The 23,694-nt window shown below is 72.3% G+C and carries 23 protein-coding genes and 1 tRNA gene; 12 read left to right on the top strand and 12 right to left on the bottom strand.

The window, feature by feature from the left end:
• Window positions 1-78 precede the first annotated feature (78 nt).
• Complete coding sequence (locus AB0A74_RS12010; protein WP_358248835.1) at window positions 79-1,746, top strand: BCCT family transporter; 1,668 nt, start codon at window positions 79-81, stop codon at window positions 1,744-1,746.
• Here AB0A74_RS12010 and AB0A74_RS12005 read toward each other — a convergent pair.
• On the bottom strand, window positions 1,727-2,158 hold the full coding sequence (locus AB0A74_RS12005) for a DUF6474 family protein (RefSeq protein ID WP_358248834.1): 432 nt from the start codon (window positions 2,156-2,158) through the stop codon (window positions 1,727-1,729). The genes AB0A74_RS12010 and AB0A74_RS12005 overlap by 20 nt on opposite strands.
• Window positions 2,159-2,285: 127 nt before the next feature.
• Between AB0A74_RS12005 and AB0A74_RS12000 the strand changes: the two genes are divergently transcribed.
• The gene (locus AB0A74_RS12000) at window positions 2,286-3,923 is read left to right on the top strand and encodes a TM0106 family RecB-like putative nuclease (protein WP_358248833.1); all 1,638 of its coding nucleotides are present in this window, start codon (window positions 2,286-2,288) and stop codon (window positions 3,921-3,923) included.
• Between the two features lie 344 nt (window positions 3,924-4,267).
• Here AB0A74_RS12000 and AB0A74_RS11995 read toward each other — a convergent pair whose 3' ends face one another.
• Entirely contained in the window at window positions 4,268-5,020 is a 753-nt protein-coding gene (locus AB0A74_RS11995) for an SDR family NAD(P)-dependent oxidoreductase (RefSeq protein WP_343933742.1), read from the bottom strand.
• 294 nt (window positions 5,021-5,314) lie between these two features.
• On the opposite strand from AB0A74_RS11995, the gene AB0A74_RS11990 reads away from it, so the two are divergent.
• Together AB0A74_RS11990 and AB0A74_RS11985 are read left to right on the top strand one after the other, a co-directional pair.
• Complete coding sequence (locus AB0A74_RS11990) at window positions 5,315-6,610, top strand: UDP-glucose/GDP-mannose dehydrogenase family protein (protein WP_358248832.1); 1,296 nt, start codon at window positions 5,315-5,317, stop codon at window positions 6,608-6,610.
• A 76-nt stretch (window positions 6,611-6,686) separates the two neighbouring features.
• Window positions 6,687-8,483 carry a gamma-glutamyltransferase gene (locus AB0A74_RS11985; protein ID WP_358248831.1) on the top strand — a complete coding sequence of 599 codons (1,797 nt, stop codon included), beginning with the start codon at window positions 6,687-6,689 and terminating at the stop codon, window positions 8,481-8,483.
• A gap of 85 nt (window positions 8,484-8,568) precedes the next feature.
• On the opposite strand, the gene AB0A74_RS11980 is transcribed toward AB0A74_RS11985, so the two are convergent.
• Complete coding sequence (locus AB0A74_RS11980; protein WP_358248830.1) at window positions 8,569-8,895, bottom strand: hypothetical protein; 327 nt, start codon at window positions 8,893-8,895, stop codon at window positions 8,569-8,571.
• A gap of 161 nt (window positions 8,896-9,056) precedes the next feature.
• On the opposite strand from AB0A74_RS11980, the gene AB0A74_RS11975 reads away from it, so the two are divergent.
• Together AB0A74_RS11975 and AB0A74_RS11970 are read left to right on the top strand one after the other, a co-directional pair.
• Window positions 9,057-9,989 carry a histidine kinase gene (locus AB0A74_RS11975; RefSeq protein ID WP_358248829.1) on the top strand — a complete coding sequence of 311 codons (933 nt, stop codon included), beginning with the start codon at window positions 9,057-9,059 and terminating at the stop codon, window positions 9,987-9,989.
• Window positions 9,871-10,515, top strand: a complete 645-nt coding sequence (locus AB0A74_RS11970) for a response regulator transcription factor (protein WP_343934210.1) — start codon at window positions 9,871-9,873, stop codon at window positions 10,513-10,515. Before AB0A74_RS11975 ends, AB0A74_RS11970 begins: the two co-directional genes overlap by 119 nt.
• A 198-nt stretch (window positions 10,516-10,713) precedes the next feature.
• Here the strand turns inward: AB0A74_RS11970 and AB0A74_RS11965 are convergent, their stop codons facing one another.
• The gene (locus tag AB0A74_RS11965; RefSeq protein WP_121001064.1) at window positions 10,714-11,088 is read right to left on the bottom strand and encodes a hypothetical protein; all 375 of its coding nucleotides are present in this window, start codon (window positions 11,086-11,088) and stop codon (window positions 10,714-10,716) included.
• Between the two features lie 390 nt (window positions 11,089-11,478).
• On the opposite strand from AB0A74_RS11965, the gene gmd reads away from it, so the two are divergent.
• Window positions 11,479-12,468 carry a GDP-mannose 4,6-dehydratase gene (gene gmd, locus AB0A74_RS11960; protein ID WP_358248828.1) on the top strand — a complete coding sequence of 330 codons (990 nt, stop codon included), beginning with the start codon at window positions 11,479-11,481 and terminating at the stop codon, window positions 12,466-12,468.
• 52 nt (window positions 12,469-12,520) lie between these two features.
• Complete coding sequence (locus tag AB0A74_RS11955) at window positions 12,521-13,828, top strand: hypothetical protein (protein ID WP_358248827.1); 1,308 nt, start codon at window positions 12,521-12,523, stop codon at window positions 13,826-13,828.
• On the opposite strand, the gene AB0A74_RS11950 is transcribed toward AB0A74_RS11955, so the two are convergent.
• From AB0A74_RS11950 to AB0A74_RS11940, 3 genes are read right to left on the bottom strand one after another with little or no spacing between them, the layout of a single operon-like run.
• Complete coding sequence (locus AB0A74_RS11950; protein ID WP_358248826.1) at window positions 13,829-15,532, bottom strand: methyltransferase domain-containing protein; 1,704 nt, start codon at window positions 15,530-15,532, stop codon at window positions 13,829-13,831.
• A gap of 25 nt (window positions 15,533-15,557) precedes the next feature.
• Window positions 15,558-16,475, bottom strand: coding sequence for a hypothetical protein (locus AB0A74_RS11945; protein WP_358248825.1), 918 nt, complete (start codon window positions 16,473-16,475; stop codon window positions 15,558-15,560).
• On the bottom strand, window positions 16,472-17,632 hold the full coding sequence (locus tag AB0A74_RS11940; protein ID WP_358248824.1) for an SHOCT domain-containing protein: 1,161 nt from the start codon (window positions 17,630-17,632) through the stop codon (window positions 16,472-16,474). Before AB0A74_RS11940 ends, AB0A74_RS11945 begins: the two co-directional genes overlap by 4 nt.
• Window positions 17,633-17,747: 115 nt before the next feature.
• On the opposite strand from AB0A74_RS11940, the gene AB0A74_RS11935 reads away from it, so the two are divergent.
• Window positions 17,748-18,890 (top strand): acyltransferase, encoded by a 1,143-nt coding sequence (locus AB0A74_RS11935; protein ID WP_358248823.1) that lies wholly within the window; start codon window positions 17,748-17,750, stop codon window positions 18,888-18,890.
• Here the strand turns inward: AB0A74_RS11935 and AB0A74_RS11930 are convergent.
• Both AB0A74_RS11930 and AB0A74_RS11925 read right to left on the bottom strand, forming a co-directional pair.
• On the bottom strand, window positions 18,844-19,686 hold the full coding sequence (locus tag AB0A74_RS11930) for a hypothetical protein (RefSeq protein WP_358248822.1): 843 nt from the start codon (window positions 19,684-19,686) through the stop codon (window positions 18,844-18,846). The two genes, AB0A74_RS11935 and AB0A74_RS11930, sit on opposite strands and share 47 nt — an antisense overlap.
• A gap of 134 nt (window positions 19,687-19,820) precedes the next feature.
• Window positions 19,821-20,006, bottom strand: a complete 186-nt coding sequence (locus AB0A74_RS11925) for a hypothetical protein (protein WP_358248821.1) — start codon at window positions 20,004-20,006, stop codon at window positions 19,821-19,823.
• 26 nt (window positions 20,007-20,032) lie between these two features.
• Here AB0A74_RS11925 and AB0A74_RS11920 point away from each other — a divergent pair, with 26 nt between their 5' ends.
• On the top strand, window positions 20,033-20,521 hold the full coding sequence (locus tag AB0A74_RS11920) for a hypothetical protein (protein WP_358248820.1): 489 nt from the start codon (window positions 20,033-20,035) through the stop codon (window positions 20,519-20,521).
• A gap of 22 nt (window positions 20,522-20,543) precedes the next feature.
• Here AB0A74_RS11920 and AB0A74_RS11915 read toward each other — a convergent pair whose 3' ends face one another.
• The 3 genes from AB0A74_RS11915 to AB0A74_RS11905 form a co-directional block, all read right to left on the bottom strand.
• Entirely contained in the window at window positions 20,544-20,972 is a 429-nt protein-coding gene (locus AB0A74_RS11915; RefSeq protein ID WP_358248819.1) for an OsmC family protein, read from the bottom strand.
• 129 nt (window positions 20,973-21,101) lie between these two features.
• Window positions 21,102-21,174: transfer RNA gene (locus AB0A74_RS11910), tRNA-Gly, on the bottom strand.
• A gap of 26 nt (window positions 21,175-21,200) precedes the next feature.
• Window positions 21,201-21,596, bottom strand: coding sequence for a hypothetical protein (locus tag AB0A74_RS11905; protein WP_358248818.1), 396 nt, complete (start codon window positions 21,594-21,596; stop codon window positions 21,201-21,203).
• A gap of 238 nt (window positions 21,597-21,834) precedes the next feature.
• Here AB0A74_RS11905 and AB0A74_RS11900 point away from each other — a divergent pair, with 238 nt between their 5' ends.
• Window positions 21,835-23,142, top strand: a complete 1,308-nt coding sequence (locus AB0A74_RS11900; RefSeq protein ID WP_358248817.1) for a sigma-70 family RNA polymerase sigma factor — start codon at window positions 21,835-21,837, stop codon at window positions 23,140-23,142.
• Window positions 23,143-23,235: 93 nt separating this feature from the next.
• Window positions 23,236-23,670 carry a DUF983 domain-containing protein gene (locus AB0A74_RS11895; protein WP_358248816.1) on the top strand — a complete coding sequence of 145 codons (435 nt, stop codon included), beginning with the start codon at window positions 23,236-23,238 and terminating at the stop codon, window positions 23,668-23,670.
• The last annotated feature ends 24 nt before the right edge of the window (window positions 23,671-23,694 follow it).

Here is a 23,694-nt window from a genome sequence, read left to right as displayed (position 1 = left end):
GAGACCGCTGCACGAAGGTGTGAGTCGCCGCCGAGAACCGCATGTTTTGAATGCTCCGAACGGGGGAACAGGCGGCCGGTGAAAACCGCACAGGACTCCATCGACCAACCGCTGCCCGGCGAACCCCGCGCCGACCGCCCCGGCCGCACCGACCCCGTCGTGTTCGGGGTCGCGGCGGCCGTCGCGCTCGGGTTCGTCGCCTGGGGGGTGTTCGGCACCGACTCGCTCGCGAGCGTGTCGGGCACCGTCCTGGACTGGGTCATCGACCGGCTCGGGTGGGCGTTCGTGCTGGTGGCGTCGGGTTTCGTGGTGTTCGCGCTGTGGCTCGCGGTCAGCCGGTACGGCCGCGTCCCGCTGGGCCGCGACGACGAGCGGCCCGAGTTCCGCACGGTGTCGTGGGTCGCGATGATGTTCAGCGCCGGCATGGGCATCGGCCTGATGTTCTACGGCGTCACCGAGCCGCTTTCGCACTTCGTGAACCCGCCACCGGGCACCGCGCCGGCGCGGTCCGACGAGGCGCTGCGGACCGCGATGTCCACCACGCTGTTCCACTGGACCGTCCACCCGTGGGCGATCTACGCGGTCGTCGGCCTGGCCATCGCGTACGGCAGCTTCCGCCGCGGCCGGAGCCAACTGGTCAGCGCCGCCTTCGCGCCCCTGCTCGGCACCCGCCGCGCGAACGGCCCGGCCGGCCGCGCGATCGACGCGCTGGCCGTCTTCGCCACCCTGTTCGGCTCCGCCGCGTCCCTCGGGCTCGGCGCGCTCCAGATCGGCAGCGGCCTGCGGGCGGCGGGCGCCGGCGGCGTCGGCAACGCCGTGCTGGTGGGCGTGATCGCCGTGCTGACCATGGCGTTCGTCGCGTCCGCGGTGTCCGGGGTGGCGCGCGGCATCCAGTGGCTGTCCAACACCAACATGGTCCTCGCCGTGGTGCTGGCGCTGTTCGTGTTCGTGGTCGGGCCGACGGTGTTCGTGCTGAACCTCGTGCCGGCCGCGATCGGCGGCTACTTCGGCGACCTGGCCGACATGGCGGGCCGCACGGCCGCGTCCGGCGGCGACGCGACCGCGACCTGGCTGTCCGGCTGGACGATCTTCTACTGGGCGTGGTGGATCTCGTGGACGCCGTTCGTCGGCATGTTCATCGCGCGGATCAGCCGGGGCCGGACCATCCGGCAGTTCGTCGCGGGCGTGATCGGCGTGCCGAGCCTGGTGAGCCTGGTGTGGTTCTGCGTGTTCGGCGGCACGGCGGTGTTCCTCCAGCGCGAGGGCGTGGACGTGGCGGGCGCGGCCACGCCCGAGGGCCGGCTGTTCGCCGTCCTGGAGCACTACCCGCTGGCCGCGGTCGCCGTCGTGGTGGTGATGGTGCTGGTGGCGATCTTCTTCGTGTCCGGCGCGGACGCCGCCTCGGTGGTCATGGGCACGCTCTCGCAGCGCGGGTCCATCGCGCCGACCAAGGGCGTGGTCGTGTTCTGGGGCGTGCTGACCGGCGCGGTCGCGGCGGTGATGCTGCTGGTCGGCGGCTCGAACGCGTTGACCGGCCTGCAGAACCTCACGATCATCGCGGCGCTGCCGTTCGCCGTGGTGATGGTCGGCCTGTGCGTGTCGCTGGCCCGCGACCTGCGCAGCGACCCGCTGATCCGGCGCGAGGAACGGGTCGCCGAGGTGATGGAGGAGGTCACCGCGCGGCTCGGACCCGAGGAGACGGCGCTGCGGACGGTCGAGCGGCTGGTCACACCCCGAGGCGTTTGAGCAGCTCCGCCTCCAGCGCGTCGAGGTCCGCGCCGACCGCGCGGTGCGCTGCCCTGCGGCGCGGTGCGGGCATCCGCTCGGACGCCCGCACCGCCGCCATGAGCTGGGACAACCGGGTCCGGGTGGCTTCCACGAACGGCCGGTCGGTCGCTTCGACCTGGGTCAGGGCCTCGCTGAACCCGGCGATGCGGGCGTGCAGCTTCGCGCCCCGGCCGGAGTACCGGGTCAGCTCGTCGACCGGCACGCCGAGCCGGCGGGCGCGGTAGTGGTCGTAGCGGTCGCCCAGCAACGCCGCCGCGCGCGCCGCGAGCGGCGCCACCACCGGGATCAGCGCCGGCGCGACGACCTTCGCGACACCGACCAGGTTCTTCGCCCTGCCGGGGGTCAAGCCCTTGCTCCGTTCGCGTGCCATCGCCCGCGCCACCTCCAGACAACTCACCCCGAACCCTAGAGGTCGGCCCGGGTCGGCGCACAAAAGATCCACTGCCGTCCACGAGGTTGCCGGTACAAGCGTCGGTGCGTCGTCATACGCTTCAACCGTGACTTCCCAGGTGCAGCTCGACGCCGGCGTGGTCACTCGTTGCCGGCGGCGGGTGCACCTCGAACACGATCCAGCGATGCGGGACGCCCCCAAGGCGGCCCCCGACCCCACCGGCCAGCTCCGCAAGGCCGACGCCACCGAACACCGGCGCGCGGTCGCGGCCGCCCTGGGCCGGGTGGTCGGCTCGGACCTCATGGAGATCCCGCACGACGTCCCGACCGCCGACCGCGAGCGCGTCACGGCGTCCGCGATGCAGGCGGGCGTGCCCTACATCTGGGGCGCCGCCCTGCCGAGGGACGAGCGCGGCGGCCGCCGCGGCGGCATCGACCTGCTGGTCAAGGACGCCACCGGGTACGTGCCGGTGCTCGTCGTGCGGCACAAGGTCACCGACCCGGGCTCGGGCGCGCGCACGTCCCCGCTGTCGCACCCGCTGCCCGGCGGCGCGCGCGTGGATCCCCTGCGCAAGGTCCGGCCCCAGCCGCGCGACCAGCTCCGGTTGGCGCACGCCCAGCGGCAGCTGCAGGCGTCCGGGTTCGCCGCGCGGGGCCGGTCGTACGGCGGCGTGGTCGGCATGGACGGCGACGTCGTGGTGTGGCACGACCTGGAGGCCCCGACGTGGCCCGGCGGCCGGACCGCGCTGGCCGAGTACGACTCCCGCTTCTCCGACCGGCTGGCGGTGGCCGCCGCCGCGCTGTCCGGGAGCACGCCGCTGGCCCGGCCGTCGCGGATCGTCGAGTGCCGCAGCTGCCCGTGGTGGCCGGTGTGCGAGGAGGACCTGCGGTCGGCGCGCGACGTGAGCCTGGTCGTGCGCGGCGAGGACGCGGTGGCGTTGCGCAAGGCCGGAGTGTCCACGGTGGACGACCTCGCGGCCCTGGACCCGCAGGACGAGCCCGCCACCCCGCTGGTCGGCATGTTGCACGCGGACGCCGTCATCCTGGCGCGGGCGTGGCTGCGCGACCTGACCGTGGTGCGGCGCGTGCCGTACATGGACGTGCCGCGCGCCGACGTCGAGGTGGACGTCGACATGGAGAGCTTCGGCGACCTGGGCGCGTACATGTGGGGCTGCTGGCTGTCCGGCGCGGACGTCGGCGAGGAGCACGGGTACCGCGCCTTCGCCACCTGGGACCCGCTGCCGTGCGACGACGAGGCGAGGTCGTTCGCGGAGTTCTGGGGCTGGCTGACGGGGGTCCGCCTGCGGGCCCGCGCGAGGGGCCTGACGTTCCGGGCGTACTGCTACAACGAGCTGGCCGAGAACCGGTGGCTGATCGGGTCGGCGGAGCGGTTCAAGGGCCGGCCGGGCATCCCGACGGTCGGGCAGGTGAAGGAGTTCATCTCGTCGGACTCGTGGGTGGACCTGTTCGGCATCGTGCAGGACCAGTTCCTGTGCGCCCACGGCAAGGGCCTGAAGACGATCGCGCCGGTCGCGGGCTTCGCGTGGCGCGACCCGGAGGCGGGCGGCGAGAACTCGATGCGCTGGTACCGCGACGCGGTGGGCATGGACGGCGCACCCCCGAACCCGGCCCAACGCCGCCGCCTGCTGGAGTACAACGAGGACGACGTCCGAGCCACCCACGCCCTCCGCGAGTGGATGACGTCGGACGCCATGAACAACCTCCCCTTCGCCGGCGACCTCTGAGGGGGCGTCGGCGAAGGAGCGCGGAACCACGGCAGGCAACGCCCCGCTCAGGACCGGCGGACGAGGCGCGGGCCGACCGGCTCGGGCCAGATCGATCGGCAGCCGGCACGGCTCGGGCGTGGCTCGGCGTGGCTCGGGCGCGGCTCGGCGTGGCAAGCGGCGTGGCTCGGGTGTGGCCGGCGTGGCAAGCGGCGTGGCTCGGGTGTGGCCGGCGTGGCTCGGGTGTGGCGGGTGAAGTGGTCGGCGTGCTCGGCGGCCCGCTGGGCGAAGGTGCGCCGGCGAGCTGTTGCCGGCGGGCGCGCCGGGGTGGAGTGCCGGCGCGGCCCGCCGCGAGCGGGGTGTTGTCAGCGCGGGGCCATGCGCAGGGCGCCGTCCATGCGGATGACCTCGCCGTTCAGGTAGTCGTGCTCCACGATCGACACGGCCAGTTGCGCGTACTCCTCCGGCAGCGCCAGGCGCTTCGGGAACGGCACGCCCGCCGCCAGGCCCGCGCGGAACTCGTCCGACACCGTCGCCAGCATCGGCGTGTCCACGATGCCCGGCGCGATGGTCATCACCCGCACGCCCACCGACGACAGGTCCCGCGCCGCCGGCAGGGTCATGCCCACGACCGCCGCCTTCGACGCCGCGTACGCCACCTGCCCGATCTGCCCGTCGAACGCCGCGATCGACGCGGTGTTGATCACGACACCGCGCTGGCCGTGCTCCAGCGCCTCCGTCTTGCCCATCGCCGCCGCCGCCAGGCGCAGCACGTTGAACGTGCCGACCAGGTTCACGTCGATGACCTTGCGGTACAGGTCCAGGGGGTGCGGGCCGGACTTGCCCACCGTCCGCGTGGACGGGCCGATGCCGGCGCAGTTCACCACGATCCGCAGGGGGTGGCCGGAGCCGGCGGCGGTGTCGACGGCCGCCTGCACGTCCTCCTCCGACGTGACGTCGGCCGCGAGGTGCGTGACGCCCTCGACCTCCGGAGCGCCGTCCACCTTGAGGTCCAGGGCGAACACCGACGCGCCCTTCGCGGCCAGCGCCCGCGCCGTGGCCAGGCCCAGACCGGACGCGCCACCGGTGACGATCGCCGCGGTTCCCTCGATCTTCATGCCAACCTCCATCACCCGGCCGCAGTGCCGGAAAGGGAGGTTAACGGTCGTTCAGCGGTTTGTGCGCGGAGAGGTGCAGCAATGCGACCAACGGCACGGCCGCGAGCAGGGCCAGTCCCGCGAACAGCAGCGTGATCAGCAGGAGTTCCATACCTGCACGATGCCCGCCGCGCCCGTCGCACCGCGTCCGCCGCGAGAGGGGTGTCGGGGTACACCCAGGGGACTACCCACCTCACTCTCCGCATACAACTGGCGTTTGGCCCACGGCAAACTTCGGCTGCGACCGTCACAGGCATGTTCGTCCGACGGATCGCGGTCGTGGGAACGGGTTACGTGGGCCTGACGACGGGGGCCTGCCTGGCCTCCCTCGGTCATCGGGTCGTGTGCGCCGACGTGGACGTGGTCAAGGTCGCCCGCCTGCGCGCCGGGCAGGTGGACATCCTCGAACCCGGCCTCACCGAGCTGGTCGGCGAAGGGCAGGCGGCCGGGCGCCTGCACTTCACGCACGACCTCACCGACGCCGTCGCGGACGCCGAGGTGGTGTTCCTCTGCCTGCCGACGCCCATGGGCGCGGGCGGCGCGGCGGACCTTTCGGCGGTCGAGTCGGTCGCCCGCGACCTGCGGCGGGTGCTGCCCTACGGGACGGTAGTGGTGTGCAAGTCCACGGTCCCGGTCGGCACGTCGCAGCGGGTCGCCGCGCTGCTCGGCCGCGAGGACGTGGCCGTCGTGTCCAACCCGGAGTTCCTGCGCGAGGGCAGCGCGGTGCGCGACTTCCTGCACCCGGACCGGATCGTCGTCGGCTCGGACTCCCCGCAGGCCGCCGAACGGGTCGCGGCGCTGTTCGCCAAGCTCGGCGCGCCCACCGTGCTGATGGACGCGGCCAGCGCCGAGATGGTCAAGTACGCCGCCAACTGCTTCCTCGCGATGAAGCTCTCCTACGTCAACGCGGTGGCCGAGCTGTGCGAACTGGTCGGCGCGGACGTGTCGTCGGTGACCGACGGCATGGGCTACGACCGGCGCATCGGTCAGTCGTTCCTCCAGCCCGGACCGGGGTGGGGCGGGTCGTGCCTGCCCAAGGACACGCACGCGATGGTCCAGATCGCCGAGTCGGTCGGCGTGGACTTCGCGCTGGTCAAGGCCACCATCGACACCAACCACCGACAGCAGCGCCGGGTCGTGGACAAGGTGCGGGACGCGGTCGGCGGCACGCTCGCCGGCGCGCGCGTCGGCATCCTGGGCCTGGCGTTCAAGGCGGGCACGAACGACCTGCGCGACTCGCCGGCGCTGGCCGTGGCGGAGCTGCTCGCGTTCGAGGGCGCGGAGCTGGTGGCCTACGACCCGGAGATCCGCGAGCCGCTGGTGGGCATGACCGTGGTGGACGACGCGTACTCGGCGGTGCGGGACGCCGACGCGGTCGTGCTGCTCACCGAGTGGCCCGAGTTCCGCACGCTGGACTGGGCGCGGGTGGCCGACCTGATGAACGGCGCGCTGGTCCTGGACACCCGCAACCACCTCGACGACGACGCCCTGCACCGGGCCGGGCTCCTGCGCGAGGGACTCGGCCGCAAGCTGCCCGCGACCGCGGGCTGAAGGGGACCTGAACCATCAGGACACAATTTAGTTAGCCGGGTTAACCAACCGGGTGACGCCCACGTAGGTTGTCCGCGTGTTCACCACCCGACCCGAACTCGTCGGCACCCACGGCATGGTCGCCTCCACGCACTGGCTCGCCTCCAGCGCGGGCATGGCGGTCCTGGAGGACGGCGGCAACGCGTTCGACGCCGCGGTCGCCGCGGGCTTCGTGCTCCAGGTCGTCGAACCGCACCTGAACGGACCGGGCGGCGAGGTGCCGGTGCTGTTCGCGACGGCCGGCGACCCCACGCCGAGGGTCCTCGCCGGCCAGGGCGTCGCGCCCGCCGGGGCCACCGCCGAGCACTACCGGTCGCTGGGCCTGGACCTGGTGCCGGGCAGCGGGCTGCTGGCCGCGACCGTGCCGGGCGCCTGGGACGGCTGGCTGACCCTGCTGCGCGACCACGGCACGAAGACGCTGCGCGAGGTGCTCGACCACGCCATCGGCTACGCCCGCGACGGGTTCCCGCTGCTGGAGCGCGTCTCGGCGGTCGTGGACACCGTGTCCGACCTGTTCCGCGACCACTGGACGTCGTCGGCCGCGCTGTGGATGCCCGGCGGCGTCGCGCCCGAGCCGGGCTCGCGGTTCCGCAACCCGAAGCTCGCCGACACCTGGGAGTGGCTGCTGGCCGCCGCCGAGGCCGCGGGCTCCGACCGCGAGGCCCAGATCGAGGCCGCGCGGCGGGCGTGGTCGCAGGGGTTCGTGGCGGCGCAGGTGGACGAGTTCTGCAAGACCGCGTTCCGCGACGAGTCGGGCCGCGACCACGCGGGCGTGCTGACCGGCCAGGACATGGCGTCGTGGCAGGCGACCTACGAGGACGCCGTAGCGGTGGACTTCGGCGAGTGGACCGTGGCCAAGGTCGGCGGCTGGTCGCAGGGGCCGGTGCTGCTGCAGCAACTGCTGCTGTTGGAAGGTTTCAGCGACCGGTTGTCCTATGTGGACGGTGTGCCGACCGCGGCGACCGTGCACCTGGCGGTGGAGTGCGCCAAGCTCGCCTTCGCCGACCGCGAGGCCTGGTACGGCGACACCGGCGAGGTGCCGCTGGACGTCCTGCTGTCCCGCGAGTACGCCGCCGAGCGGCGCGCCCTGGTGGGCGACACGGCGTCGATGGACCTGCGGCCCGGGTCGCCGGGCGGGCGCGAGGTCGTGCTGCCCGAGCACATCCGGGCCGGCCACGACGCCGCCGGCGGGGAGCGCGGCGGCGGCGCGCTGGGCGAGCCGACCGTCGAGCGGACCGGGGTGTCGCGCGGCGACACCGTGCACGTCGACGTCGTGGACCGGTGGGGCAACATCGTCTCGGCGACCCCGTCGGGCGGCTGGCTCCAGTCCTCGCCGACCATCCCCTCGCTCGGGTTCTGCCTGGGCAGCCGGGCGCAGATGTTCTGGCTCGACCAGGGCCTGCCCAACTCGCTGGTGCCGGGCCGCCGACCGCGGATCACGCTGTCGCCGTCGCTCGCGCTGCGCGACGGCCGGCCCGCCGTGGCCTTCGGCACCCCCGGCGGCGACCAGCAGGACCAGTGGCAGCTCGCGTTCTGGCTCGCGCACACCGCCGGCGGGATGAACCTCCAGGAGGCGATCGACTCGCCCATGTGGCACACGAACGCGTTCCCGAGTTCGTTCGCGCCACGGGGCTGGACGCCGGGCGAGCTGGTCGCGGAGACCAGGCTGGGCACCGCGGCTTTGGCGGAGCTGAGCGCGCGCGGCCACAAGGTGGTCGAGGCGGGCGGGTGGACGCTGGGCCGCATGTCGGCCGTCGCCCGGGACGCCCGCGACGGCTTCCTGCGGGCCGCCGCCAACCCGCGCGGCAACCAGGGTTACGCGGTCGGCCGCTGACGCGGGCGGGGTGCGGTGGGGACGGGGTTGGAACGGCCCCGACCCGAGGGGGAGGGGGCCGGGACCGTTCCGGCTCAGTGGGGCGTCAGATGCCCAGACCGGTGTCGATGTGCGACGTTTGGTCCTGCTTGCCGTAGCCCAGCATCGTGCCGACCTGCTGCGCGTCGAGGTCCGTGATCACGGCCTTGACGTCCGGTCGCTGCTGGTTGACGAGCTGGAACCGGCCGTGCGGGTCGTCGGTGTCCACGCTGGCGAGCTTGCCGACGCCGCCGACCTTGCCCAGCTCGGTGTCCAAGGTCGGGTCGCTCTGGAGGTCCACACCGGATGCGTGCGCGGTGCCGCCCAGGCCGAGCATGACGGCGGTGCTGCCGAGGGCGACAGCGGCCCCCGAGATGGTCTTCCTGAGGTTCATGGGCCGGAAAGTTTCGTAGTTCGGGTGTCCGGTTCAAGCTCGCTAACTCCGGCGAGTGGAATTCTTCACCCGTCCCGGTGGCGCGTACGTCCGCTGACGTAGGCCGGAGGACCGCCCGTCGACCGATGTCCCGACCGGTCCTCCTCCCGTACCGTCGGCTCGTGGCATGGCTGGCGTGGGTCTGGTTCGCGGCGACGTTCGTCCCGCTGCTCCTGCGTCGCCGGTTCCCGATCGCGGTCGTCGCCGTGACCGGCGCGTCCACGTGGCTGTACTACGTCACCGGGCACTGGGGTCCGCTGATCGTCGCGCCGGCGATCGCGCTGCTGTCCCTGCGTCGGCTGCGCACCGCCGAGCGGCGGGACCGGCAGGTGGAGGAGGAGCGGCTGCGCATCGCGCGCGAGGTGCACGACGTGGTCGCGCACAGCCTCGCCATGATCAACGTCCAGGCCGGGGTCGCGGCGCACGTCGCCGACCGGCGGCCCGAGGAGGCCGTGAAGGCGTTGAAGGCGATCAAGGAGGCGTCCGGCCACGCGCTGGAGGACCTCCGCGCGACCCTCGGCGTCCTGCGCACCGGCGAGGGGACCGCGCCCGTCCCGTCGCTGAGCAGGCTCGACGAGCTGGTCGGGCCGGTGCCCGGGGCGCGCGTGGTCGGCGAGCCGGGCGAGCTGCCCGCGCCGGTCGACGCCGCCGCCTACCGCGTGGTCCAGGAGTCGCTGACCAACGCGCTGCGCTACGCGCCCGACGCCACGGCCGTCACGATCGAGTTCACGCGGACCGAGGACGCGCTGACCCTGTCCGTGCGCGACGACGGGTCGGGCGCGGCGGGCGGCCGGCAGGGCGCGGGCACCGGGCTGCGCGGCATGCGGGAGCGGGTGGCGGCGCTGGGCGGCCGGTTCGAGGCCGGTCCCCACCCGGAGGGCGGGTTCGAGGTGCGTGCGGTGCTGCCGTGGGAGGGCGGACGTGGTCAGGGTGCTGCTGGCGGACGACCAGGTGCTGGTGCGGGCGGGGTTCCGGCTGCTGCTGGACACCGAGGACGGGTTCGAGGTGGTCGGCGAGGCGGGCGACGGGGCGGAGGCGGTCCGCCTCGCGCATGAGCACCGCCCGGACGTGGTGGTGATGGACATCCGGATGCCCGGCGTGGACGGCCTGGCCGCCACCCGCCGGGTCAAGGCGGAGCTGCCGGAGGTCAAGGTCCTCGTGCTCACCACGTTCAACGTGGACGAGTACGTCTTCGAGGCGCTCAAGGCCGGCGCCTCGGGCTTCCTGCTCAAGGACACCGACCCCGTCGAGCTGCTGCACGCCCTCCGCGTCGTCGCGCAGGGTGACGCCCTGCTGGCCCCGAGCGTGACCAGGCGGCTGATCGAGGAGTTCGCGGCGCGGCCCGAGCACCGCCGCCCCGACCCGGCCGCCCTGCGCGAGCTGACCGCCCGGGAGCGGGAGGTGCTGGCCCTGGTCGCGGGCGGGCTGTCCAACGAGGAGATCGCCGATCACCTGGTCATCAGCCCGGCGACGGCGCGCACCCACGTCTCCCGGGTGATGGTGAAACTGGGCGCGCGGGACCGGGCGCAACTCGTCGTGCTCGCCTACGAATCCGGTTTGGTGACACCGCGCAGGGCATAACCGGATGGTATGAGGAATTGTTATCCCCTTCGTAACCCGGAGTATTGGTCGTTTTGGTCGCAACATTGTCGTGCGCGCAGGAAAGGGTGCATATTCTCGTCACGGAAAGCAAGCGGAAGTGCCGAGAAATGTACGGAGTGTCACCACGGCGAAGAGCCCCGCGATCTCCACGCGGGGCTGCGCAACTGTTGCGCGCGCCTAGGCGATGGCGCCCGGGGGCAACTTCAGCTTGAACGGGAGCGTCGTCACGACGGCCAGGTCGGACGCCGTCCGCTTCATCAGCGTCGGCGCGTTCCGCGTACCCGGCTCCGGCAGGTCGAGCAGCCGGTCGACCGCCTCCACGAGCGGACCCTCGTAGATCCAGACCGCCTGGGCGGCCCGCGTGGAGTCCCGAACCGCAGGTAGACGACCCGCGCGGGCCTCGGTCTCGGACCAGAAGAGGATCGAGTCGATGAACCCTCTGCGCTGCTTGAACGCCATGATGCGGTCGAGCTGCCCGTCCTCGTCCCGGAGGTGGAGGAACTGGAAACCGCTCTCGCGCAGCTCGATCACCTTGCTCAGTGCGAGATCCATGACGCACCTACCTCTGTTGTGAGGTCCCCTAGCAGGCACAGGTCTTGTGACCCGGAAAAGATCGTACGGCATTCGCACAATCCGCCATAGGGCCTAGGTGGACGTTGTTGTCCCAATGGGCGGGTGACTCCGGTCGGTTTTCGATACGGACCGCAGCACCCGAACGGTTCGCACCGAAAATGCGACCGCTCCCAAAGTGACCAGGCTCACAGCCAACCACATGGTCTGTCTCCGCGTGGATCGGGTGGTTCGGGGTCACCTCTGCAGACGCCGCGCATGGCGCGGGGGTTGCCCCCGGCGACCATGATCGAACCCCTACCTCGGAGAATCCGCCGCATCGGGTGAGGGGGCGCGGGTCGGCGGGCCGGTCCCCCGTGGCATCCTTGCGCGGTGGCGCGTGCATTGATCACCGGTATCACCGGTCAAGACGGCAGGTATCTCGCCGAGCTGCTCAACAGCAAGGGCTACGAGGTGTTCGGCCTGGTCAAGGGGCAGAACAACCCCCGGGCCGAACTCATCGGACAGGAACTGCCGTTCGTCGAACTGGTCTCCGGCGACCTGCAGGACCTCCCGAGCCTGGTCGCCGCGCTGGAGCAGACCCAGCCCGACGAGGTCTACAACCTCGCGGCCATCTCGTTCGTGGCGCTGAGCTTCAAGCAGGCCGAGCTGACCGCGAACGTCACCGGCCTGGGCGTGCTGCGGATGCTGGAGGCCATCCGCATGGCGGGCGGCAGCCAGAACAACCCGATCCGCTTCTACCAGGCGTCCAGCTCGGAGATGTTCGGCAAGGTCCGCGAGACCCCGCAGCGCGAGACCACCCCGTTCTACCCGCGCTCGCCCTACGGCGTGGCCAAGGTCTTCGGCCACGACATCACCGTCAACTACCGGGACAGCTACGGCCTCTACGCCTGCTCCGGCATCCTGTTCAACCACGAGTCCCCGCGCCGCGGCCTGGAGTTCGTGACCCGCAAGATCACCAACGCGGTCGCGCGCATCAAGCTGGGCCTGCAGGAGACGCTGGCCCTGGGCGACCTGGAGCCGCGCCGCGACTGGGGCTTCGCCGGCGACTACGTGCAGGCCATGTGGCAGATGCTCCAGCAGGACGAGCCCGACGACTTCGTCATCGCCACCGGCAAGACCCACCGCGTCCGCGACTTCGTGGCCGCCGCCTTCACCCACGCCGGCATCGAGGACTGGGAGAAGCACGTCACCCAGGACCCGCGCTTCTTCCGCCCGGCCGAGGTCGACCTCCTGGTCGGCGACGCCACCAAGGCGCACGAGAAGCTCGGCTGGAAGCCCGAGGTCGACTTCGACCAGCTGGTCGCGATGATGGTCGACAACGACATCGAGGTGGAGGCCCGCAAGGCCGGCCTGGCCTGACCTCACCGGATCGCGCCTCACCGCACCCGACGGGCCCGTAGGCTGGAGCACCATGACCAGTGGGCCGCGCACGACATCGACCACCGGCCTCCCGCCCGTCCCGGAGTCGATGCTGCCGCGCGAGCACGTCGGCTACCGCCCACGCCACAGCGACCGCCAACGGGTCGCCAAGGTGGTCGCCACCGTGTTCTTCGCGGTGCCACTGCTGCTCTTCGTGGTCGGCGTGCGGCCACCGGAGTTCGAGAACCGGCCGCTGCGCGCCTTCCCGTCGATCACCGACGGCTGGGGCTTCTTCACCGGCATGGAGGGGTGGGCCAACGACAACCTCCCGCTGCGCGACGCCGCCGTGCGCGCCGTCGACGGCGTGAGCCGCGGGGTGTTCGGGGAGCCGCCGCAGTTCCCCGGCCGCCGCGACACCGGTCCGGTGCAGCCGCCCGCCCAGCCCGGTCCCGGCGACATCGACCGGGACAAGCTGCGCGCCAGCGGGTTCCCCAAGGTCATCGAGGGCCGCGACGGCTGGCTCTACCTCGGCTACGACGTGCTCGGCGCGTGCCTGCCGGAACGGCCGATGGACGACGTCGTCAACGCCGTGAAGGACCTGCGGTCGGCCGTCGAGTCCTCGGGCCGCAAGCTGGTGTTCGTCGTCGCGCCCGACAAGTCCACGATGGTGCCGGAGAACATGCCGGCGGAGTACGTCGGCAAGACGTGCGCCAAGGACGCCCGCGACGAGTTCTGGCGGCGGGTCGTGGGGGAAGGCGGGGCGCTCGACCTCCGGCCCGCCCTGACCACCGCCGGCGAACGGCGCGGCACGCCCGTCTACTCCCGCGTGGACACCCACTGGACGCACGAGGGCGGACTGGTCATGACCCGCGCGCTCGCCGAGGCCGTGCAGCCGGGCGTCACCGCCGCCTGGAAGGCGACCCCCGCCGCCGTGGTCCAGCGCGCCGGCGACCTGCCGCCGCTGCTCGGCCAGTCCGCGAACTTCCCGCTCCAGACCTACGACCTCGCACCCGACGGCGTGACCGTGCAGAGCAGGGCGATCGACAAGGCGTTCCGGGACCCGCTGCGGCTCACCGGCGCGGGCGGGCGCGGTGTCGTCGCGCGCGAGGTCGGCATGGTCGCCGACTCGTTCACGCTGTTCGCCACCCAGTACCTCAGCGGCGGCTTCGCGGACCTGACCGTCGTGCACAGCGACACCGCGGGCACCGACCCGACGGGGGTCGCCCGGATGCTCGCCGAGCACGACATCGTCGTGGTCGAGGCCGCCGAGCGCAGCCTGGTGTCGGGCATCAACCCGGTGTTGTCCAGGACCACGATCGACGCGATCAAGACCGAGCTGGCCAAGAAGCCGCGCCGCTAGTCACTGGCGCTTGCGCAGCTTCCGCGCCGCCGCGCCCGCCATCCGCACCGGCGCGCTGACCTTCCACGACGTGGAGGCGCGCAGCTCGTACAGCGCGCGGTGGGCGTTGTCGGACGCCTCACGGGTCGCCGCCAGCTCCGCCTCCAGCGCCGCGACGCGCTGCTCGGCGATCTCGACCCGCTCCTGCACGCCGTCCAGCACCCGCACCGAACCCGGCGGCAGCAGCAACGGGTGGGCGTCCAACTTGACCTGCACCAACGACCGCATCGCGAGCCATTCGTCCGCCACCACCTCGTGCGACGACGACTTCTCGGTCCACTTGCTGTAGATGCTGGTCACCGCGTTGGTGTCGTGCACGCCGCAGATCGACGCGGCGTGCAGCAGGAACCCCCAGTCCTCGCACACGGTCAGCGTCTCGTCGAAGGCGAGGCCCAACTCCACCAGCACCCGCGGCACCGCGAAGCAGTGGAACGGCGTCTCGTTCTGCCGCAGGTGCCGCACCAGGTCGAAGGCGGTGGTGTACTGCGGCGTCAGCGGACCGGTCGCCGCGTGCGTGGCCACCGCGGACTCGTCGGCCCACGACCGGCGCTGCTCGGCGGCCCACCAGCGCACCACCGTGCCCGGCGCGGCCGTCGCACCCGCCTTGATGTTCTCCACCCAGTCCGCCGTGACCAGGTCGTCGTCGTCCAGGAACACGACGTACTCACCGGTGGCGGCGCGCAGGCCGACGTTCGCCGGCCGGCTGCGGGTGCCGCCGTCGCAGGGGATCACCCGGACCCGGTGCGTCACGTTGCCCTCGAACGTGTCGACCAGGCGGCGCACCCCCTCGGCCTTGGTGGAGTCGTGCACGACCAGCAGGACCTCGAAGTCCAGGTCGGTCTGCGCGCCGAGGCAGCACAGCACGTCCACCAGCGTGTGCGTGCGGACGCCGCGGGTGCGCACCACGATGCTCACGAACGGCTGCGCGGGGACGGGCTCCTCGGTCCGGCGCCGCACGCCCCGGTGGTAGCGGCGCACGAATTGGTTCACCGTGCCGAAATCGTCCACCCCGAACCGCACCCGGTCCAGCAACCCGCCCAGGTTCGCCTTGGTCTCGAACAGCGGGTGCCCGGCGATGTTCTGGTCGGACCGCCCCAGCCGGAAGTCCTCCCGCGCCGCTTCGTACCAGCCCGCGCCGGTCATCATCCGGGTCAGCGTCCGCTCGGTGAAGAACCGCACGTGCGTGCGGTCCAGCAAGCCCGACTCGGTCATCTCCCACCGGCCCATGAGCAGCTGCCGGGCCAGGTCGACGTGCCCCACGTTCGGCACGCTCACCACGAGTTCCACGTCCTGGTGCGCCGCGGACAGCTCGGCCAGCGCCTCGACGACGGCCTTCGGCTCGACCACGTGCTCCAAGACGTCCAAGCCCAGCACCGCGCCCAGCGGCCGGCCCGCCAGGACGGCCTCCAGGGCCTCCCGCAAGTCGGGCCGCGCGAGGTCCACCACGTGCGCCTCGAACCCGCGCGCGGCGAGCTTGGCGACCGACTCCTCGTCGACGTCCACGCCCACGTACTCGGCACCGCGCTCGCGCAGCGGTTCGGCCACCGCGCCCACGCCGCACCCGAGGTCGAGGACCACCCGGCCGCCCAGCTCGGCGTCGGACAGCAGCCGGACCACGGCGCCGTACGGCCCGGCCTCGTTGTAGTGGAAGTCGTAGTTGCCCACGTGCTGGTAACCCCCCAGAAGGGCGTCAGAACCGACGCCTGCCGTACTCGCCGTCGATGAACTCGGCCACGTCCGAGGCGTTCGGCACGACCTCGGGCAGCTTCCCGGCGGCGCGGAGCTGCTCGAACTCGGCCACCGCCCGCCGCTGCTCCTCGCTGCCGTGGACCCGCATGACGTCGATCGTCTCCTTCACGACGTCCTCGCGGCCGTACCGGGTCGCCAGCACCAGCCGGCCGAGGATGCCGGCGTACGGCTCGATCGCCGTCGTCCGCACGCGGGCCTGCTCGTCCAGGCGCTTGTCGTGGAACAGCACGGCCTTCGGCTCGTGCACCACCCGGTGGCCGCGCAGTCGGATGCGCCAGCTCAGGTCCACGTCGTTGACGTAGGACGGGAACCACTCGGCGTCGAACCCGCCGACCTCGTGGTAGACGGCCGTCCGGACGGCGAGGCACGCGCCGCTCGCCCAGCTCTGGTCACCGCGGTGCTCGTCGTAGTGCTTGGGGTGCTCGCACGGGATCTGGCGCCCGTCCACCGCCGCCACCGTCGGGTCGCGCAGCGCTTCGAGCAGGTGGACCACCAGCGTGGGGGCGACGTAGGTGTCCGGGTTGAGCAGCAGCAGCACGTCCTCCGCCGCGCCCTCGGCCAACGCGTTGCAGCCCGCGCTGTGCCCGAGGTTGGCGGCGAAGAACGTGTAGTCCACCTTGATCCGCGGGTCCAGGTTCTCCTGGATCTCGCCCAGTTCCCGTTCGCTGAGCACCGCCCGGTCCGAGCAGTCGCCGAGCGCCAGCGACACCGAGGACAGCTTCAGGCCCGGTGTGTCCAGCGCCACCCCGACCGCCCGGTTCAGCGCGCGGACGCACCGCCACACGGTGCCCAGGTCGTTGCGGTACAGGACGACGGCCACGCGCAGCGTCGTGGGGGCGTTGTCGGTGCTGTCGGTCACTTGGGCGCCTCGTGCTCCAACTGCTCCTTGAGGACCTGGTCGAACCGGGCCTTCGCGGCCGCCTCGTCCTGGGCGAACACCTCGATCCGGATGACCTCGTTCGCGGTCGCGTAGTGCGCCCGGAACACGGTGATCGTCTTGGCGCTGCTGGTCTGCACCGACTTGTAGACGCTGACGTTGCCCTGCTTGGCCGTCGGGTCCTCGGCGAAGCCGAAGCGCTTCTGGTCGGTCTCGATCGCGGTCAGCAACGTGGCCGGGTCCGCGGTCTTGAACCCCCACAGGCTGCTGGTGATCTCGTTCTCCACGACCACCACCGACCGGGCCTCGGTCACGCCGCCCTGCTTGAGCACCACCAGGTCCGGGGTGGGCAGCGGCTTGGCGGTGGCCAACTGGTCGGCGTTGTAGGTCTTCGGACCGGACGTGCGGCCCTCGGGCACGATCAGCGTGCCGAACGGGTCCGGCTTCTTCTTGGTGGTCGTCGTCGGGGCCGGCGCGGCCGTCGTGGTCTCGGTGGGCTTCGGGTCGTCGCCCTTGTTGAAGACCGTGAAGTACAACACCGCGGCGGCGGCCAGCACGACCACGACGCCGACGATCGCGAAGATCTTGCCCTTGCCCGACTTGACGTCCTCGAACACCTCGGGGCCCTGGACGCCGAAGCCGCCGCTGTTCCACCCGGCACCGCTGCCGAAGTCGCCCTCGCCCCACGGCGTCGCCGGGTAGCCGCCCTGGTCCGGCTGGCCCGGCCAGCCCTGACCGGCCTGCTGTTGCTGCGGTTGCTGCTGCGGCCACTGGCCCTGCTGCGCGGGCCGCACCACCTGGGTGCGATCGGGTTCGACCCGCGCGCCGCCCGGCACGACCTGGGTGCGATCCGCCTCACCCTGCGGCGGGGTCACCGGCTTGATGAACTGCGTGGAGTCCGCGGTCTGACCCTGGTTCTGCGCGGCCTCGGGCTGCGCCACGGGCGGTTGCTGCGCCGACCACTTGAACGGCGCCGGGAACGGGTCGGACGGGGGGCCGGTCTGGGCCGCGGGCTGTGGGTTCCCGCCGCTCTGCGCCTGGTACAGCAGCTCGTCGCGCTGCCGTCTGTACTCGTCCGGGGTGACCTTGCCCGCGGCGAGCGCCGCGTCGAGCTGCTGGAGCTGTACCTGCCAGGTCACCGCTGTCCTCCCTTGACACCCACACCTGTCACGCACGCGGCGGAACACGCTCCGACGGCTTTGCGGTGGGCTTATCCTACGGTCCGCCGGCCCTCCGTCGGCGTGAGGAGGCAAAGTGGTCGGCTTCGGGCTTCGACGCCGGGCGAGTGCTGCGCCGAACGGCCGCAAGCGGGCCTCCGACGGTTTCGGGACCGTCCGCCTGTTCGCCGCGTTCTTCGTCATCATCGATCACGCGGCGCCGCTGACCAAGAGCGGTGGGAGCATCCTGCCGGCTCGGTTCGGTGTCGATCTGGGCGCGGTCACGGTCTCCGCGTTCATGGCGATGAGCGGCTTCCTGGTGATCCGCAGTTGGGAACGCGATCCGCACCTGTGGCGCTTCGCGGTGAAACGCGCGCTGCGGATCATGCCCGGGTTGATCGTCGTGCTGTGCTTGAGCGCGCTCGTGCTCGGCCCGGTGCTGACGACGCTGACCACCGGCGCGTACTTCGACCACCCGGCCACGTGGAGCTACATCACCCGCAACGCCCAGGTGTTCCCGCAGCAGTACGTGCTGCCCGGGGTGTTCGCCGACAACCCGTACCCCAACGCCGTCAACGGTTCGCTGTGGAGCCTGCCGGTCGAGGTGCTCGGCTACGCGTTGATCGCGGTGTTCGGCCTGTTGGGCGCGGTGCGGCGGCGGTGGATCGTGCTGGTGGCCGCGTTCGCGCTGGCCGTGGTGTTCCAGCGGTTGCTGACCCGGCAGCTCGTGCTGCCCAAGGTGCTGCTGATGGTGCCGACGGTGCCGCTGGTGCAGTACCTCGCCGTCTACTGCGTCGGGATGCTCGCCTACCTGTACCGGGACAAGATCCGCTACAGCTGGTTCGGCGTGCTGGTGTGCGTCGGCGTCGAGTACGTGATGCACGCCTCGGCGATGACGGAGGTCACCCGCCTGGTGACGGTGCCCTACGTCGTGCTGGCGATCGGAACCCTGCTGCCGCAGCGGTTGTGGCTGCCGTCCTGGCTGACGATGTCGAGCTACGGCGTCTACCTCTACGGCTTCCCGACCGAGCAGACCGTCGTGGCCCTGGGCGCGGACTCCAAGTGGACGGTCGCGCTGATCTCGGTGCCGGTCGCCCTGGTGCTGGGTCTGTTGTCCTGGCACGTCGTCGAGAGCCCCGGGATGAAGCTGCGCCGGTTCCTCCTGAAGCGCCGCGCGCCCGAGCCGCCCGCTCCTAGTCCGGTGGAAAAGCCCGCCGAACCGTCCCCAGCACGTCCGTGACCGGTGCGGTGAGGTCCGCGTCGGGCGTGGCTTCGGCGACGCCGACGCGGACGACGTGGTCGCCCGACGTGTAGACGCCGCGCACCACCGTGGTCGGCTCGGCCTTGCGCAGGTGGCCTTCGGGCGTCTCGGCGTAGCCGGAGTTCTTGAGGTGCCGGGCCAGCCCCGCGGCGACCTTCCGCGCCTGGTCGGGACCGCTCGTGCGCGCGACGACGACCGCGTAGGACGTCTTGCCGGCGGTGGACGCCGCGTAGCGGACCTCGTCCACCCCGCCGGCGCGCAACACGTCCGACTCGGTCAGCGAGAGCAGCTTCGCGGCGACGGCCTCGTCGACGGTCATGGTCCGGTCGGGCACGGTCGCGGCGCCCGGCAGCGCCGGGAGGCCCGCGGCGGCGGGTGTGGCGGCCGTGGTGGTGCCAGTGGTGGTGGTCACGGTGGTGGTCGCGGCCGCGCCGGCGGTGCCGCTGTCGCGGCCGACGAACCACCAGACGCCAGCCGCGGTCACGCCGAGCAGCGCGATCAGCAGGAGGCCGGTCCAGCGGCCCTTGCGCTTCCTCGCGGTCGCGAACACGACGTGCCCGTCGACCGGCGGGGCCATCGACGGGTACGGCGCCGGGACCGGTCGGATCACCTGCGTCGCCTCGGTGTCCAGCGGGCTGGTGCCCAGGCGGCTGTGCGGGCGGGGACCCGCCGCCGCGGCGAGGATCTCGTCGCGGCGCTTCGTGTGCTCGGGTCGGCCGATCCGACCCGCCGCCAGGTCCTGGTCGAGGCGACGCAGAGCGTCTTGCCATTCCATCGGGTGGTCCTCCGCGAGCCCCGGAAGTGTGATCGCAGGGATTCTCGCCTACGGCGGGCCATCGCGGTCCCACCTTGCGGACGCACCGAGGGCGGGCGGAGGGGCGGCGCCGGGGGATGACGCCGCCCCGGGGGTCACTTCTTGGTCAGGATCGTCGGACCGACGATCCGCCGCGCGAGGCGGCGCAGGGTGCTCTTCTTCGACTGCGGCGGGGTGGGTAGCTGCTTCGCGGGGGGCGGGGTGGTGGTGACGGGGCTGATGCGGAGGGTCGGTGCGTCGTTGCCTGGCTGGGACTGGAGGGGATCCTGGCTGAACGTCACGCGGCGATCCTGCCAAACCACGCTGCGTGAGCGGCAGGGCGGATCAGCAGAAGATCAACCCGCACGGCTTCGTCGTCGTGGTGGTCGTGGTCCGGGACGTGGTCGGCGGTCTCGTCGTCGTCGGCGGCTTCGTCGTGGTGGTCGTCGGGGCCGCGGTGGTCGTGGTGGACGACTCGGTGGTGGTCGTCGTGGACGTCGTCGAGGTGGTCGTGCTGGACGACGTGCCGCTCGACGACGTCCGCGTGGTGGCGGCGGTGGTCGTGGTGGTGCGGCCGGGCTGCGAGGCGCCGGTGACCACGACGATGTCCGCTCCGTCCGCGGGCAGGCCCGAGGGCGGCAGCGGGTCGTCGGTGGTGCCGTTCGCGAAGAGGGCGGCCATCACGACGCCGATCAAGGCCCCGACGGCGAGTCGCGCCGGGCCACCCGCAGCGGTGAGCATTGACCTTGACTACCGGCCTCACTCAACCGGGTCAAATCGTTCGCATGAGTTGGTACCGGGTCGGTACGCGTGGTAGCGACCCGGTACCGGCGAACGCCTCAGGCCAGCTCGGCCGAAAGGGTGATCGTCGTGCCCGCGAGCGCCTGGCTCACCGGGCAGTTCTTCTTGGCGTCCTCGGCCGCCGCGGCGAACTGGTCCTGGTCCAGTCCCGGCACCTCGCCCCGCACGGTCAGGTGGACGCCGGTGATGCCCTTGCCCGGCTGGAAGGTGACCTCGGCGGTCGTGTCGAGCCGGGTGGGCGGCGTGCCGGCCTGGTCCAGCGCGTGCGAGAACGCCATCGAGAAGCACGACGAGTGCGCGGCGGCGATCAGCTCCTCGGGGCTGGTCCGGCCGTCGGCGTCCTGCTCGGTCCGGGCCGGCCACGACACCGCGTACGAGCCGAGGCCCGACGACTCCAGCGCCACGGTGCCGTTGCCCTGGAGGAGGTTGCCCTCCCAGTGGGTGCTCGCCTTGCGCGTGCTGGGCATGCTGCGACTCCATCCGAAGCGGAAGCGGTGGACCCGGCCAACCTATCGGTGACCGGCCGCTCCCGCGCGCCGTCGCGGGAGGGGAAAAGGAAGAAGGCGACCACCCGTGGGTGACCGCCTTCTCCAGCGAGCGGATGACGAGACTCGAACTCGCGACCCTCACCTTGGCAAGGTGATGCGCTACCAACTGCGCTACATCCGCCTGACACGAAGAACTATACAGGAGCCTCAAACCGCGTTTCGACCGGGGGGTCGGACCTCCTCCAACAGCCGGTCGACCTCGGACAACCGCTCCGCCGGCCACCGCCACTCCCACAGCGGCCGGACCCGGTCCACGACCTCGCCCGGCAGCCACGGCGCGACCAGGTGCCGCAGCTCCCACTCGTCGAACACGTGCTCGTAGAAGCTGACCACCGACGCGTTGGACAGGAACTGCTCCTGCTGGAAGCACCAGTGCGCGAACCCGTACACCCGGGTCAACGTGTCCCGGTCGTCGTCCCGGTGCGCCTCCAGGGCGAGCTGCCACAGCTCCGACAGGAACACGTGGCACGACCAGGACTCGCGCTCGATGACGGCGCCCAGCTCGGGGAGGAGGGCGGAAGCCCTTGCGCGCCAATCGACCACGCGGCAGGAGACTACTCGCCGCCGCCGCGCGCGGGGCGGGTTCCGCAGCCAGCTGACGCCTTCCCGTGACCGGGTCGTCACCGACCGCGATCCGGTGCCCGGCGGGTCGCGTTGCTCCGAACGGCCCACGCCGGTCGGCTGGTCTTCGGTATCGGGTCGCTATCGCTTCGGGGCGGTTCGATCCAGCTGTGGCATCTTGACCGGGTACGACTGCGGTGGGCGGGAGGTGCCGGGCGGGATGGCCGGAGATGCCGATTTCGACCGGGAACTGCTCGCCAGGGTCAGGGCGGGCGACGACGCGGCCTTCGGGGAGTTGTTCAGCCGGCACGCCGACGCCGTTCGTCGGTTCGCCCTCCGGCACGTCCGTGAACACGCCGAGGCCGACGACCTGACCGCCGAGGCGTTCTTCCGGGTGCTGCAGGCGATCCGCCGCGGCACCGGACCGACCGACCACGTGCGGACCTACCTGCTGACCGTCGCGCGCCGGGTGGCGTGGGAGTGGAGCGGGCGCCGCCGGGACGTGCCGGTGGAGGACGAGGAGCTGTCCCGCCGGGTCGAGCCGTTCCCCGACGCGACCGCCGCGCGCGCCGAGCACACGCTGATCTCGCGCGCGTTCACCAGCCTGCCCGAGCGGTGGCGCAGCGTCCTGTGGCAGGTCGAGGTGGAGGGCGCGCGGCCGGCCGCGGTCGCCCCGAGCTTCGGTCTGAGCCCGAACGCGATGGCCGCGCTGGCCCGCCGGGCCCGGGAGGGGCTGCGCGCCGCCTACCTCCAGGCGCACCTGGCCGAGGACTCCGGGCCGCGCGCGTGCAGCTCGGTGCTGTCCAAGCTGGGCACGTACACCGCGGGCGGGGTGCAGGGCGCCGAGCAGCGGCGCATCCGCAAGCACCTCCAGACCTGCTCCTCCTGCAACGCCCTGCACGCCGAGCTGACCGAGGTGTGCTCGTCGCTGCGGGCGCACGCGGCCTCGATCGCGGTGCCGGTCGCGGCGACCGCCCTGGTCGCGCCGGTCCTGCTGGGCAAGGCGGCGTGGCTCACCGGACGCGTGAAGCTGGTGCTGGCCGCCGCCGCGTCGGCCGCCGCCGTGGGCCTGTTCGGGGCGCTGGCGGGCGCGTTCACCGGCGGTCCCGGCCCGGCGCTGGTCGAGCCCGGCCCCAACGGCGCCGACGGCGAGAACGTGCTGGCCCTGTGCTCGACCGCCGCGACGGTGACCGGCGCGCCGACCAGCGCGCCGTCGCCGTCCGCCCCCCGGGTCCACCGGGTCGACCACACCCGGACGATGACCGGCGTGGTGACCGAGACCGTCGCGCTCCCGCCGGCGACCACCACGTCCGAGCAGGTCCTGGCCGTACCGCTGCCGACCGGCGCGCCCACGACGTCCAGCGACATCCGGCTGTTCCAGGACCCGCCCAGCGAGCCGGCGGAGACCACCACGACCACCGCCGAGCCGACGCGGACGGCGTTCGTCAGCACCACCTCGTCCACGCCGACGGTGACACCCACCACGGTGACGCTGGTACCCACCTCGCCGAGCCTCAAGGCCACCTGACCACGAACCGCGACCGCCCGGTTCACCCACTGGATGCAGGGGTTTGCCGGTAGCGTTGAGATCGTTCAGGCAGGCGCTCGCGAGGAGACGGTGATGACGCGGCTGGTGCGCGGTGCGGACGGCCGGATGTGGACGGTGCGCAGCCAGATCGAGTGGCGCAACCCGGCGAAGGACGCCGACTTCGAGCACGACGTCAGCGGCGGCCAGGGGCCGGGCGTGCTCATGCTCGCGATCGTCATCGTCATGGCCGTGGTCCTGGTCGCGTGGACGCCCGAGCAGGTCGTCGTGCCCGGCTGGCTGATCTTCGCGCTGGTGCTGCTGTTCCTGTTCTTCCCGGCCCGCTGGGCGGTGCGCCGGCCGTGGCTGGTGGCGGCGGAGTCGAAGAAGACCGACGAGCTGCCGCCGGAGCGCTGGGTGGGCACCGTGCGGGGCTACCTGACCGTGCGCAACGAGATGGCGAACGTGGCGCGCAAGATCGAGATGTACTCGCTGCCCGACCTGGACGGCCCGCTGCAACCGGTCGACTGATCGCCGATCCCGGGTGACACTGGT

This window comes from Saccharothrix sp. NPDC042600, assembly GCF_040647305.1.
GTDB lineage: Bacteria > Actinomycetota > Actinomycetes > Mycobacteriales > Pseudonocardiaceae > Actinosynnema > Actinosynnema mutabilis.
This window is presented reverse-complemented; position numbering and strand designations above follow the sequence as displayed.